Origin of the sequence: Streptomyces sp. NRRL F-5727 (genome assembly GCF_000719555.1) — a bacterium.
Classification (GTDB): domain Bacteria; phylum Actinomycetota; class Actinomycetes; order Streptomycetales; family Streptomycetaceae; genus Streptomyces.
Window position 1 is genome coordinate 99,118 of the sequence record NZ_JOGX01000024.1, and the last position, 12,009, is coordinate 111,126.

A 12,009-nucleotide genomic window follows, 5' to 3' on the forward strand; every position below is an offset into this window, starting at 1 on the left:
CCGCTCACCCCTTGGAAGGATCCCCATGGCGCGTCACGCAGAGCCGAAGGACCCCCGTCGCGGTCTGCTGTTCAAGGCAGGTCTCGGTGTCACCGCGGCCGGTGCCGCCGTGTTCGGGGCGGCGGCCGCCGCCCAGGCCGCCGCGCCCGTGCCGCTGCCGGTGGACTCGCTGACCCGCACGGACGCCGGCGCCGCCGGCGCGGGCGCGCTGACCGGCGTCGCGCACGGGGTGGGGCCGCTGACGCGGCTGCAGCTCGACCCGCTGGCGAAGACCGGGGTGGACCCGCTGGCCAACGGCGTCGGCACCCAGGTCGCCGACTTCAAGCCGGTCGGCACCGACCTGGTCACCGGCCACCTCACGCGGGGCGGGGCCGTGGCGGATCTGCCGGTCGCGGGTCCGCTGACGCAGCAGCTGCTTCCGTAGCCGCTCCCGCTCCCTCCCGCCGCCCCAGCGGGATCTCCCGGACGAGCCAGGCCGCCGCGAAGGCCAGGGCGGCGAGCGCGGCGGCGCCGAGCAGGACGCCGTGGACGCCGTCGGTGACCGCCGCCCGGACGGCGTCCCGGGCCGGCCCGGGCAGCGCGGCGGCCCGCTCGGGGGTCAGGCCGGGGTCGGCGCCGCCCAGCCGCGCCGTGAAGACGGCGCCGAGCACGGCCACGCCCAGCGAGCCGCCGAGGGTGCGGACCAGCGTGACCGTCCCGCTGGCGGCGCCCAGGTCGCGGGGCTCGGCCCCGTACAGCGTGATCAGCGTCGTGGACTGCAGGAGCAGGCCCATGCCGGTGCCCATGACGAGGGTCAGCGCGGAGGCGACGGCGGTCGGGGTGTCCGGCTCCAGGAGGAGCAGCAGGAGCGCGCCGGCCGTCATCAGCGCGCCGCCGGCCACCGGGTGGGCGCGGTAGCGGCCGGTGCGGGTGATCAGCCGGCCGGAGGCGAGCTGGGCGGCGACCATGCCGAGCATCAGCGGCAGGAGCAGCAGGCCGCTCGCGGTGGAGGACTGGCCGCGGGCGAACTGGAGGTACTGCGGCAGGTAGTTGAGGGCGGCGAGCATGCCGGCGCCGACGAGCAGGCTGAGGACCTGGGCGAGGGTGAAGTTCCGGCCGCGGAAGAGGCGGGGCGGGATGACGGGCTCCTCGGCGCGGAGCTCGACGCGGACGAACCAGGCGAGCGAGACGGCGGCGACGGCGGCCAGCGCGGCGCCGCTGCCCGGGCCGCCGGCCCGGCTCGCGAGCAGGGTGAGGGCGAGGACGCCGGTGGTGAGCAGCAGGGCGCCGGCCCAGTCGACGCGGGCCTTCACGCGCGGGGTGCGGACGGTGAGGGCGAGCGAGACGATGAGCAGGGCGGCGACGCCGACGGGGACGTTGACGTAGAAGGCCCAGCGCCAGTCGAGGTGGTCGGTGAGGAGGCCGCCGAGGAGCGGGCCGCCGGCGAAGGCGACCGGGAGCATGACGCCGGTGACCGCCTGCACCTTGGGGCTGTCCTCGGGGGCGACCAGGGTGCCGATCAGAGCGAAGGCGCCGACCATCAGACCGCCGGCGCCGGCGCCCTGGAGGGCGCGGAAGGCGATGAGCTGGTCCATCGTCTGGGCGAGGCCGGAGAGGACGGAGCCGGCGAGGAAGACGCCGACGGCCGTGAGGTAGGCGCCCTTCCGGCCGAGGAGGTCGCCGGCCTTGCCCCACAGGGGGGTGGTGACGGCGGTGGTGAGGAGGTAGGCGGTGACGACCCAGGAGAGCCGGTCGAGGCCGCCGAGTTCGCCGGCGATGGTGGGCAGGGCGGTGCCGACGATCGTGCCGTCGAGCGCGCCGAGGACGATGCCGAGCATGAGGCCGGAGATCCCCAGGTAGGGGATGCGTCCGCCGGGCCGGGGCGTCGTCATGGTCAGGCTCCGTAGGGGGACGTGGCGCGGGCCGCGCGCAGGGCCTCGGCCCACCAGGCGAGTTGGCCGAGCATCGCCTTGGCGGCGGTGTCGGCGGCGGGGTCGACGGCCCGGCCCTCGGGGTCGAACCGGCCCCAGACGCCCTGGAGTCCGACGGCCTCGCGGATGGTGACGGCGTGCAGTTCGGCGAAGACGCCGCGCAGCTGCTCGACCGCCCGCAGGCCGGCGGAGAAGCCGCCGTAGGCGACGAAGCCGACGGGCTTGGCGTGCCACTCCCGGTTGTGCCAGTCGATGGCGTTCTTGAGGGAGGCCGGGAAGCTGTGGTTGTACTCGGGTGTCACGACGACGAAGGCGTCGGCGTCGGCGAGGCGGGGCGAGACGGCGGCGAGCAGCTCCCGGTCCTCGGCGCGGGCGGGGTCCTGGCCGAGCTGCGGGAAGACGGTGGGCAGCGGGGTCTCGGCGAGGTCGACCAGGTCGGTGGTCATGTCGGGGCGGGCGTCGGCGTGCTCCCGGATCCAGCGGGCGACGACGGGGCCGAGGCGGCCGTCGCGGGTCGAGCCCTGGATGACGGCGACGCGGAGCGGTTCGGTGGTCATGGATCCCCCTGGGACGAGTGGTGTGTACGTTGTACACCCGGCGGTGTACAACGTACACACCGATGTGTACGGCGTCTACCGGGCGTACGCTGTACGCGAGATGAGGAGCGTGTGATGGCGAAGAAGGAAGAGACCGACGGCGTCTCGCTCTGGGAGCGGCTGGAGCGGCCCGCGGCCGCGCCCCGCACCTCCCTCACCCCGCGGCGGATCGCGGAGGTGGCCGTCGGCATCGCCGACCGGGACGGCTTCGGCGCCGTCACCATGCGGAAGATCGCCGCCGAGCTGGGCGTCGCCCCGATGGCCGCCTACCGGCACGTCGACGGCAAGGACGAACTGGTGTCGCTCATGGTCGACCAGGTCTCGGCCGAGCTGGACCCGGGGGAGGAGGAGGCGCTCGACTGGCGGGAGACCTTCCGCGCCCACGCGCGGCGCACCCGCGCCTCGATCATCCGGCACCCCTGGCTCGCCCAGCTGCCGGCGCCGCTCTTCGCCATCACCCCGGCCCGGATGGCCGCCGCCGAACGCCAGCTCGCCGCCCTCGACGGGCTCGGCCTGGACGCCGACACGGCGATGGCCGCCTTCCGGACCGTCTCCTCGTACGTCCACGGCGTCACCCAGTCCGAGGTCTCCCTGCGGCAGTACATGCGCGAGCAGGGCTGGGAGAACGGCGACGAGACCCGCCGGGGCCTGGCGCCCCAGATGAGCTATCTGCTCGGCACCGGGCGCTACCCGGCGTACCTCGCCTACACGCGGACGGCGGCGCGCAAGGACGACGCCGAATGGGCCTTCGAGACGGGCCTGGAGTGCGTCCTCGACGGCGTCGCCGGCCTCGTCGAGCGCGGCCGGCGCACGCCGTGAACGCCGACGGCCCCCGGGCAGTGCTGCTGCCCGGGGGCCGTCGGTGCGGCGGTGCCTAGTACGAGGAGCCGCTCGCGCCCAGCGAACCCGTCGGGTGCCAGACCGTCTTGGTCTCCAGGAACGCGGTCATGCGGTCCGTGCCGGGGGACTCGGCGAAGTCCTCGGTACGGGGACGCAGCACGCGCTTCAGGTTCTCCGCCGCCGCGATCTCCAGGTCGCGGGCCAGCTCGGCGTCCGCGCCCGTCAGGTCGATCGCGTTGACGTCCAGGTGCGACGCGAGGTGCGGGCCCATCTCGGACGCCCTGCCGGAGAGGATGTTGACCACGCCGCCGGGGAGGTCGGAGGTGGCCAGGACCTCGCCCAGGGAGAGGGCGGGGAGCGGGGCCTTCTCGCTCGCGATGACGACGGCGGTGTTGCCGGTCGCGATGACCGGGGCGATCACCGAGACCAGGCCCAGGAACGACGACTCCTGCGGGGCGATCACGGTGACGACACCGGTCGGCTCCGGGGTGGAGAGGTTGAAGAAGGGGCCCGCGACCGGGTTGGCGCCGCCGACGACCTGGGCGATCTTGTCGGTCCAGCCGGCGTACCAGACCCAGCGGTCGATCGCCGCGTCCACCTGCGCCGCGGCCTTCGACTTCGACAGGCCCTCGGCGTCCGCGACCTCGCGGACGAACTGGTCCCGGCGGCCCTCCAGCATCTCGGCGACGCGGTAGAGGATCTGGCCGCGCAGGTACGCGGTCGCGCCCGCCCAGCCGCCCTGCGCCTTGCGGGCGGCGACGACGGCGTCACGGGCGTCCTTGCGGGAGGAGAGCGGCGCGTTCGCCAGCCAGTTGCCCTTGGAGTCGCTCACCTCGTACACCCGGCCGCTCTCGGAGCGGGGGAACTTGCCCCCGACGTACAGCTTGTAGGTCTTGAAGACGGAGAGTCGGGTCTGCTCAGACATCGAGGTAGGCCTCCAGACCGTGGCGGCCGCCCTCGCGGCCGAAGCCCGACTCCTTGTAGCCGCCGAACGGCGAGGTCGGGTCGAACTTGTTGAACGTGTTGGCCCAGACGACACCGGCGCGGAGCTTGTTCGCGACCGCGAGGATGCGGGAGCCCTTCTCCGTCCAGATGCCGGCGGAGAGGCCGTACTGGCTGTTGTTGGCCTTGGCGACGGCCTCGTCCGGGGTACGGAAGGTGAGGACCGACAGGACCGGGCCGAAGACCTCGTCGCGGGCGATGGTGTGCGCCTGGGTGACGTTCGTGAAGAGCGTCGGGGCGAACCAGTAGCCGGCCTCCGGGATGTCGCAGGCGGCGGTCCAGCGCTCGGCGCCCTCCGCCTCGCCCTGCTCCACCAGCGAGGTGATGCGGGTCAGCTGCTCCTCGGAGTTGATGGCGCCGATGTCGGTGTTCTTGTCGAGCGGGTCGCCGAGGCGGAGCGTCGACAGACGGCGCTTGAGGCTGTCCAGGAGCTCGTCCTGGATCGACTCCTGGACCAGCAGGCGGGAGCCCGCGCAGCAGACCTGGCCCTGGTTGAAGAAGATGCCGTTGACGATGCCCTCGACGGCCTGGTCGATGGGGGCGTCGTCGAAGACGATGTTGGCGCCCTTGCCGCCCAGCTCCAGGGTGAGCTTCTTGTCCGTGCCGGCGACCGTGCGGGCGATCTGCTTGCCGACGGCGGTCGAGCCGGTGAAGGCGACCTTGTTCACGTCCGGGTGCGCGACCAGGGCGGCGCCGGTGTCCCCGTAACCCGGGAGGATGTTGACGACGCCCTTCGGCAGGCCCGCCTGGCGGCAGATGTCCGCGAAGAACAGGGCGGAGAGCGGGGTCGTCTCGGCCGGCTTCAGGACGACCGTGTTGCCGGTCGCCAGCGCCGGGGCGATCTTCCACGCCAGCATGAGCAGCGGGAAGTTCCACGGGATGACCTGGCCGGCCACGCCCAGCGGCCTCGGCGCGGGGCCGAAGCCGGCGTGGTCGAGCTTGTCGGCCCAGCCCGCGTAGTAGAAGAAGTGCGCGGCGACCAGCGGGAGGTCCGCGTCGCGGGTCTCCTTGATCGGCTTGCCGTTGTCCAGGGTCTCCAGGACGGCCAGCTCGCGGCTGCGCTCCTGGATGATCCGGGCGATCCGGAAGAGGTACTTGGCGCGCTCGGAACCGGGCAGCGCGGACCACTTCTCGAAGGCCCTGCGGGCGGCCTTCACCGCGCGGTCCACGTCCGCCTCGCCCGCCTGGGCGATCTCGGAGAGGACCTCCTCGGTGGAGGGGGAGACGGTCTTGAAGACCTTGCCGTCGGCCGCGTCGGTGAACTCGCCGTCGATGAACAGGCCGTAGCTCGGGGCGATGTCGACGACCGCGCGCGACTCGGGCGCGGGGGCGTACTCGAAGGGGGAGGTCATGTCGATCAGTCCACCGTCACGTAATCGGGGCCGGAGTAGTGGCCGGTCGCCATCTTCTGGCGCTGCATCAGCAGGTCGTTGAGCAGGCTGGAGGCGCCGAAGCGGAACCAGTGGTTGTCCAGCCAGTCCGCGCCGGCGGTCTCGTTGACCAGCACCAGGAACTTGATGGCTTCCTTGGTGTTGCGGATGCCGCCGGCCGGCTTCACGCCGATCTGCACACCGGTCTGGGCGCGGAAGTCGCGCACCGCCTCCAGCATGAGCAGGGTGTTCGCCGGGGTGGCGTTGACCGCGACCTTGCCGGTCGAGGTCTTGATGAAGTCGGCGCCGGCCATCATGCCGAGCCAGGAGGCACGGCGGATGTTGTCGTAGGTGGACAGCTCGCCGGTCTCGAAGATCACCTTGAGGCGGGCCTTGTCGCCGCACGCGGCCTTGATCGCGGCGATCTGCTCGAAGACCTCCAGGTACCGGCCGGCCAGGAAGGCGCCACGGTCGATGACCATGTCGATCTCGTCCGCGCCCGCGGCGATCGCGTCGGCGGTGTCGGCCAGCTTCACGGGGAGGGCGGCGCGGCCGGCCGGGAAGGCGGTGGCGACCGAGGCGACCTTGACGTCCGAGCCCGCGAGGGCGGCCTTGGCGGTGGCCACCATGTCGGGGTAGACGCAGACGGCGGCGGTCGTCGGGGTCGTACGGTCGGTCGGGTCGGGGTGGACGGCCTTGGCGGCGAGGGCCCGGACCTTGCCCGGGGTGTCCGCGCCTTCGAGCGTCGTCAGGTCGATCATGGAGATGGCCAGGTCGATGGCGTACGCCTTGGACGTGGTCTTGATCGAACGGGTGCCGAGGGACGCGGCGCGCGCCTCCAGGCCCACGGCGTCGACGCCGGGCAGCCCGTGGAGGAAGCGGCGCAGCGTGCTCTCGGACGCGGTCACGTCGGCGAAAGCTGCTGCTGCGGATGCAGTGGTGGGCATGGTCACCAGTCGAGCATATCTACGCGCGTAGCGACCTGTACAGGGGACGACGTCCGGGGAGGCCGAGGTCACGGGCGCGGGACGGCGTGGTGCCCGGGCGGGGAGGGGGCGCGCGGGGGTGCGGGGAGGGTGTGAACGGGGGTGCGTGAAAGGGGTGTCGACGGTGATGACGGCTGTCACACGTCCGTGACACGGAGGGGACGGGTCCCCCATACAAGATCTTTAGATTCTTATCAGCAGCCAGCGAGAACTCACCGGCCCTCCCCGAGGAGACATCAGCGGCGTGCGACTCGTCTTCATCCGCCACCGAACGTCCTCGGGAGTCGTCATGCGCACCGCCCTCCGCACCGCCCTCGCCGCCGCGCTCGTCGCCGGTGTCGCCGCCACCCCGGTCCTCGCGTCCGGCACCGCCTTCGCCGCCGGCCCGGCCCCGGCGCCGAAGCCCGCCGCCGCGGCCCCGGCCGGCAAGACCGCCACCCCGGCCGGCCGGACGGCGACCGCCACGCCCGGCCAGGGCGCCGCCGCCGGGACCGCCCCCGCTGCCGACACCACCGCTCCCGCCGCCGACGCCGCCGCCGACGCCGACACCCCGGTCCGCACCGTCCAGCTCGTCGACGGGCTGACGGCGAAGGTGTACCGGCGCGGCGACCAGCACCCGTACTACACCGCCACCATCGAGCGTGAGGGCGCCACCCTCGGCGAGCTGAAGGCCGGCGCCGGCTACCCGGCGAAGGACACCCGGATCATCGTCGGGCACGTCGTGACCCTCGACTTCGAGGGCCAGGTCACCGCCACCGCCATCGGCCCGGACGGCCACCTGCTCCGCACCGTCCAGCTCGCGGGCGGCCTCTCCGCCGAGGTGTACGCCCGCGGCGACCAGCACCCGTACTACACGGCCACCGTCCACAAGGACGGCCGGACGCTCGGCGAGCTGAAGGCCGGCGCCGGCTACCCGCCCAAGGAGACCAAGGTCTTCGCCGGCCACGCGGTGACCCTCGACTTCGAGGGCACGGTGACCGCCGTCGCGGTCGACACCGCGACGGGCACGCTGGTCCGCACCCAGACCCTCGTCGGCGGCACCGTCGCCAAGATCTACAAGGTCAACGCCCAGCACCACCGCGCCGAGCTCTTCCGCGACGGCCGGCCGGTCGGCGAGCTGACCGCCAACACCCGCCCCGCCGCCGGCAACGACAACGGCGAGTTCCTCGTCCTCAACCCGGACGGCACCACCCACAACTGGGTGGGCAACTACCGCCCCGGCGCCACCCCCGGCATCTACCGGCTCGCCGACGGCACCGTCCTGGAGCTCACCCGCAAGGACGGCCGCTACGGCCTCCAGCTCATCGAGAACGACAAGGGCCGCGGCTTCACCTACCTCAACGGCGACCGCGCGGTCTGGACGTACGGCAAGGCCGTCGTCGTCCTGGAGCGCGACGGAGGCTTCGCCGCCTACATCCCCGGCTCCGCCCGGCAGGCCGCCCCGCAGCCGTACGGCATGGGCGGCGGCGGCCAGGGCGAGGAGCGCCCGGCCGACACCGACCCGGACGCCCTCGGCGCGTGCACCGTCACCCGCTGGGTCGACATCGGCGCCGGCACCGGGGCCAAGCTGATCATGAGCCCGAAGGGCCCGAAGGCGAAGCTCATCACCGCCGGAGACGACAAGGTCATCGCCGTCCTCGACCGCGCCCACCCCGCGCTCCCGAAGAGCGCCGGCATCGTCGCCCGCCTCGTCGACGCCCACACCGCCACCCCGTCCCTCTACACCAGGACCCAGGGCGGCGGCGCGAAGGGCGGCACCCACGCCTTCCCGAAGCTCCCCAAGGGCTGCGAGCTGAACGCCGTCCCCGGCGCGCAGGGCCAGGACGCCTCCCCGCAGGGCGGCCAGACCTCCGTCATCCCTAAGGGCGGGGTCGCGGCCGGCGCCGAGCCCGCCGCCGAGGAGAGCTCCGCCACGCTGGTCGCGGTCGGCGCCGGTGCCGCCTCGCTGGCCGCCGCCGGACTCGGCTTCACCGCGCTGCGCCGCCGCACGGCCGGGGCCCGGGGCTGACCCGTACACCCCGCGCGTCCCGCTCCTCGCCCCTTGACCCGAGCCCGGAGCGATCCACCCCACCAGGCCGGCCGTCACCCACCCCGTGACGGCCGGCCGACCCGTACGGAGTCGCCCATGAGCCACCCCCGTCTCCACCACCACCGTCGCCGCCGTCCCGCCACCGCCGTGCTGTGCGCGGCCGTCCTCCTCGCCCTCGCCGGCTGCTCGGCCGGGCCCGAGGCCACGCCGCCCGCCCGGATCGCCGAGTCCGCCGCACCGGCGCCCACCGCCCCGAGCGCGGCGCTCGCCCGCTCCCTGCCCGTCCGGGTCCAGCTGCCCGCCGCCGGCGTGGACGCCCACGGCGTCCTGGAACTCGGGCTGAACGCGGACGGCACCGTCGAGGTGCCCTCCGTCGGGCAGGCCGACCGGATCGGCTGGTACGGCAAGGGCGTCACGCCCGGCGAGACCGGACCCGCCGTCCTCATCGGCCACTTCGACACCGCGCGCGGACCGGCCGTGCTGAAGGACGTCTCCAAGGTCCGGGTCGGCGACGAGATCACCGTGACCCGCGCCGACGGCACCGCCGCCGTCTTCCGCGTCCGCGAGCTGGAGCAGGTCGACAAGGACGCCTTCCCCACCCGCAAGGTCTACGGCGACACCCCCCGCCCCGAGCTGCGGATCGTCACCTGCGGCGGCGAACTCGTCGACGGCCACCGCCCGGACAACATCATCCTGTACGCGGACCTGGTCACCGCCCGCCCCGCCTGAGCGGCGGACGGGTTCGGGGGCGCGGACGGGCCGCGGGCGGGGTGTTTGAGCTTCCTGGAGCCTCCTGGGGCAGAATCGGCGGCATGACGAGCCCCACGCCCTCCGAGCCGACTCCCGAGCCGAACCCCGAGCCGACCCACGCCGACCGCGTCTACCGGTCGTCCTTCGGCATCGCGGGAGGCGTCTTCCTGCTCGCCCTGACGCTCGTCTTCGTGGCCGACGCGCTGGTGCGCGGCGAGGGCCGGGCGCCCTGGCTGGCCCTCGCCGGGCTGCTGCTCGCCGTGCCGCTGATCACCGCCTTCACCATCCGGCCCGCCGTGTACGCCAACGAGGACCGGCTCCGGATCCGCAACCCCTTCCGGGCCGTCCTGCTGCCGTGGGCGTCGGTCGCCGACGTCCGGGCCGGCTACTCCAGCGAGGTCTTCACCACGGACGGCGTGAAGTACCAGCTGTGGGCCGTGCCCGTCTCGCTGCGGCAGCGGAAGAAGGCCGCGCGCCGGGCCGCCCGCGCCTCCCAGGACGACCCCAGCGGACGCACCTCCGTCACCGCCGACGTCCGGGACGACGCCTCGCGCGTCGCGCCGAGCGACCAGAACGTGGCCGACCTGCGCGAGATGGCCGAGACCTACCAGGGCCGGCCCGGGGCGCAGGGCGCGCCGCAGGTGCGCTGGGCGTACGAGATCATCGTCCCCGCCGTCGTCGGCCTGGTCCTCCTGGTGGTGCTGGGCGCGACCGGCTGAGCCGGCACGCCGACCGCCGCTCCGGGCGGGGACGTCCGGGCGTACGACGAAGGGCCGGTACGGGAACCCCCGTACCGGCCCTTCGTCTCTCAGCCGGCCGCGGTCCGGCTCACAGCCCCGCGGCCGCCGCCAGGTCCTTCTTCAGCGCGCCCAGCACCTCGGCGCCGGTCGCCCGGGCCGCGGCCAGACCGCTCGCGTCGGCGACCGGGACCACGACCTCCAGGTAGCACTTCAGCTTGGGCTCCGTGCCCGACGGGCGGACGATCACCCGGGCCTTGAAGTCGCCGTCCAGGTGGTAGCGCAGGCCGTCCGTCGGCGGCAGCGACTCCGTGCCCTTGGTCAGGTCCTCCGCCGAGACGACGGCCAGGCCGGCGAGCCTCACCGGCGGGGTCTCGCGCAGCGCCGCCATGGCGTTCGCGATGATCCCCAGGTCCTCCACCCGCACCGACAGCTGGTCCGTCGCGTGCAGCCCGTGCGCGACCGCCAGGTCGTCGAGCAGGTCGGTCAGCGTCCGGTCCCGCTCCTTCAGCTCCGAGGCCAGCTCGGCGACGAGCAGCGCCGCCGTGATGCCGTCCTTGTCGCGGACGCCGTCCGGGTCCACGCAGTAGCCGAGCGCCTCCTCGTAGCCGTACCGCAGCCCGTCGACGCGGGCGATCCACTTGAAGCCGGTCAGGGTCTCCTCGTAGCCGACCCCGGCCGCCTCGGCGATCCGCCCCAGCAGCGAGGACGACACGATCGACTCGGCGAAGACGCCCCGGGCGCCCTTGTGCACCAGGTGCGCGGCGAGCAGCGCGCCGACCTCGTCGCCGCGGAGCATCCGCCAGCCGCCCTCGACGGACGCGTCCGGCACGGCCACGGCGCAGCGGTCCGCGTCCGGGTCGTTGGCGATGACGATGTCGGGGTCCACGGCCCGGGCCGCCTCGAAGGCGAGGTCCATGGCCCCCGGCTCCTCCGGGTTCGGGAACGCGACGGTCGGGAACGCCGGGTCGGGCTCGGCCTGCGCGGCGACCAGCGCGGGAGCGGGGAAGCCGTGCCGCGCGAAGGCGGCGGTGAGCACGTCCTTCCCGACGCCGTGCATGGCCGTGTAGACGGTCCGCGCGGTGCGCGGCGAGCCGGGCGTGAGGACGGCGTCGGTGCGGGCGAGGTACGCCTCGACGACCTCCTCGCCGAGCGTCTCCCAGCCGTCCTCCGGCCGCGGCACGTCGGCCAGCGCCCGGATCGCGTCGATCTCGGCAGCGATCTCGGCGTCCGCCGGCGGCACGATCTGCGAGCCGTCGCCCAGGTACACCTTGTAGCCGTTGTCGCGCGGCGGGTTGTGGCTCGCGGTCACCTCGACGCCGGCGACGGCGCCCAGGTGCCTTATGGCGTACGCCAGGACCGGCGTCGGCAGCGGGCGCGGCAGCAGCGCGGCGCGCAGCCCGGCGCCGGTCATCACGGCGGCGGTGTCGCGGGCGAAGTCGGCCGACTTGTAGCGGGCGTCGTAGCCGATCACGACCAGACCGCCGGTCTGCCCCTTCGCCTTCAGGTACGCGGCGAGGCCGGCGGCGGCCCGGATCACCACGGACCGGTTCATCCGCATGGGCCCGGCGCCCAGCTCGCCGCGGAGCCCCGCGGTGCCGAACTGCAGCGTCCCGGCGAACCGGACGGCCAGCTCGTCGGTGTCCCCCCGGTCGAGGAGCGCGCCGAGCTCCTCGCGGGTCTCGGAATCGGGATCCTCGGCGAGCCACGCCTGGGCCCGGGCGAGGAGTTCGTCCTGCGTCACGGTGATGCGCCTTTCGTCTGCGGGCGGGGGGTCAGGGGGGTGGGG

At 74.1% G+C, this 12,009-nt stretch carries 11 protein-coding genes; 5 read left to right on the forward strand and 6 right to left on the reverse strand.

Annotated features, from left to right (window positions below; all coding sequences use genetic code 11):
• The first annotated feature begins 25 nt into the window (after positions 1 to 25).
• Complete coding sequence (locus IF73_RS0118350) at positions 26 to 424, forward strand: hypothetical protein (RefSeq protein WP_031009207.1); 399 nt, start codon at positions 26 to 28, stop codon at positions 422 to 424.
• Here IF73_RS0118350 and IF73_RS0118355 read toward each other — a convergent pair.
• Both IF73_RS0118355 and IF73_RS0118360 read right to left on the reverse strand, forming a co-directional pair.
• The gene (locus IF73_RS0118355) at positions 357 to 1,871 is read right to left on the reverse strand and encodes an MDR family MFS transporter (RefSeq protein WP_031009209.1); all 1,515 of its coding nucleotides are present in this window, start codon (positions 1,869 to 1,871) and stop codon (positions 357 to 359) included. The genes IF73_RS0118350 and IF73_RS0118355 overlap by 68 nt on opposite strands.
• 2 nt (positions 1,872 to 1,873) lie before the next feature.
• A complete protein-coding gene (locus tag IF73_RS0118360; protein ID WP_031009211.1) occupies positions 1,874 to 2,467 on the reverse strand; it encodes an NADPH-dependent FMN reductase in 594 nt (197 codons plus the stop codon).
• A gap of 114 nt (positions 2,468 to 2,581) precedes the next feature.
• On the opposite strand from IF73_RS0118360, the gene IF73_RS0118365 reads away from it, so the two are divergent.
• Positions 2,582 to 3,325 (forward strand): TetR/AcrR family transcriptional regulator, encoded by a 744-nt coding sequence (locus IF73_RS0118365; protein WP_031009212.1) that lies wholly within the window; start codon positions 2,582 to 2,584, stop codon positions 3,323 to 3,325.
• 55 nt (positions 3,326 to 3,380) lie between these two features.
• On the opposite strand, the gene IF73_RS0118370 is transcribed toward IF73_RS0118365, so the two are convergent.
• From IF73_RS0118370 to deoC, 3 genes are read right to left on the reverse strand one after another with little or no spacing between them, the layout of a single operon-like run.
• Positions 3,381 to 4,271 carry an aldehyde dehydrogenase family protein gene (locus tag IF73_RS0118370; protein WP_031009215.1) on the reverse strand — a complete coding sequence of 297 codons (891 nt, stop codon included), beginning with the start codon at positions 4,269 to 4,271 and terminating at the stop codon, positions 3,381 to 3,383.
• Positions 4,264 to 5,700: an aldehyde dehydrogenase family protein gene (locus IF73_RS0118375; RefSeq protein WP_031009217.1), complete on the reverse strand. Its 1,437-nt coding sequence runs from the start codon at positions 5,698 to 5,700 to the stop codon at positions 4,264 to 4,266. Before IF73_RS0118375 ends, IF73_RS0118370 begins: the two co-directional genes overlap by 8 nt.
• Before the next feature lie 5 nt (positions 5,701 to 5,705).
• Positions 5,706 to 6,665: a deoxyribose-phosphate aldolase gene (deoC, locus tag IF73_RS0118380; RefSeq protein ID WP_031009219.1), complete on the reverse strand. Its 960-nt coding sequence runs from the start codon at positions 6,663 to 6,665 to the stop codon at positions 5,706 to 5,708.
• Positions 6,666 to 6,993: 328 nt separating this feature from the next.
• On the opposite strand from deoC, the gene IF73_RS41030 reads away from it, so the two are divergent.
• The 3 genes from IF73_RS41030 (at position 6,994) to IF73_RS0118395 (ending at position 10,202) form a co-directional block, all read left to right on the forward strand.
• Complete coding sequence (locus tag IF73_RS41030) at positions 6,994 to 8,712, forward strand: hypothetical protein (protein WP_051716952.1); 1,719 nt, start codon at positions 6,994 to 6,996, stop codon at positions 8,710 to 8,712.
• Positions 8,713 to 8,829: 117 nt separating this feature from the next.
• Positions 8,830 to 9,462, forward strand: a complete 633-nt coding sequence (locus IF73_RS0118390; RefSeq protein ID WP_031009224.1) for a class F sortase — start codon at positions 8,830 to 8,832, stop codon at positions 9,460 to 9,462.
• Between the two features lie 83 nt (positions 9,463 to 9,545).
• A complete protein-coding gene (locus IF73_RS0118395) occupies positions 9,546 to 10,202 on the forward strand; it encodes a PH domain-containing protein (protein ID WP_031009226.1) in 657 nt (218 codons plus the stop codon).
• 109 nt (positions 10,203 to 10,311) lie between these two features.
• On the opposite strand, the gene IF73_RS0118400 is transcribed toward IF73_RS0118395, so the two are convergent.
• Positions 10,312 to 11,964 carry a phospho-sugar mutase gene (locus IF73_RS0118400; RefSeq protein ID WP_031009228.1) on the reverse strand — a complete coding sequence of 551 codons (1,653 nt, stop codon included), beginning with the start codon at positions 11,962 to 11,964 and terminating at the stop codon, positions 10,312 to 10,314.
• Positions 11,965 to 12,009: the final 45 nt, after the last annotated feature.

Coding starts and splice junctions, on each gene's coding strand:
- IF73_RS0118350 (WP_031009207.1), top strand. CDS start 26: ATGGCGCGTCACGCAGAGCCGAAGGACCCCCGTCGCGGTCTGCTGTTC.
- IF73_RS0118355 (WP_031009209.1), bottom strand. CDS start 1,871: ATGACGACGCCCCGGCCCGGCGGACGCATCCCCTACCTGGGGATCTCC.
- IF73_RS0118360 (WP_031009211.1), bottom strand. CDS start 2,467: ATGACCACCGAACCGCTCCGCGTCGCCGTCATCCAGGGCTCGACCCGC.
- IF73_RS0118365 (WP_031009212.1), top strand. CDS start 2,582: ATGGCGAAGAAGGAAGAGACCGACGGCGTCTCGCTCTGGGAGCGGCTG.
- IF73_RS0118370 (WP_031009215.1), bottom strand. CDS start 4,271: ATGTCTGAGCAGACCCGACTCTCCGTCTTCAAGACCTACAAGCTGTAC.
- IF73_RS0118375 (WP_031009217.1), bottom strand. CDS start 5,700: ATGACCTCCCCCTTCGAGTACGCCCCCGCGCCCGAGTCGCGCGCGGTC.
- deoC (WP_031009219.1), bottom strand. CDS start 6,665: ATGCCCACCACTGCATCCGCAGCAGCAGCTTTCGCCGACGTGACCGCG.
- IF73_RS41030 (WP_051716952.1), top strand. CDS start 6,994: ATGCGCACCGCCCTCCGCACCGCCCTCGCCGCCGCGCTCGTCGCCGGT.
- IF73_RS0118390 (WP_031009224.1), top strand. CDS start 8,830: ATGAGCCACCCCCGTCTCCACCACCACCGTCGCCGCCGTCCCGCCACC.
- IF73_RS0118395 (WP_031009226.1), top strand. CDS start 9,546: ATGACGAGCCCCACGCCCTCCGAGCCGACTCCCGAGCCGAACCCCGAG.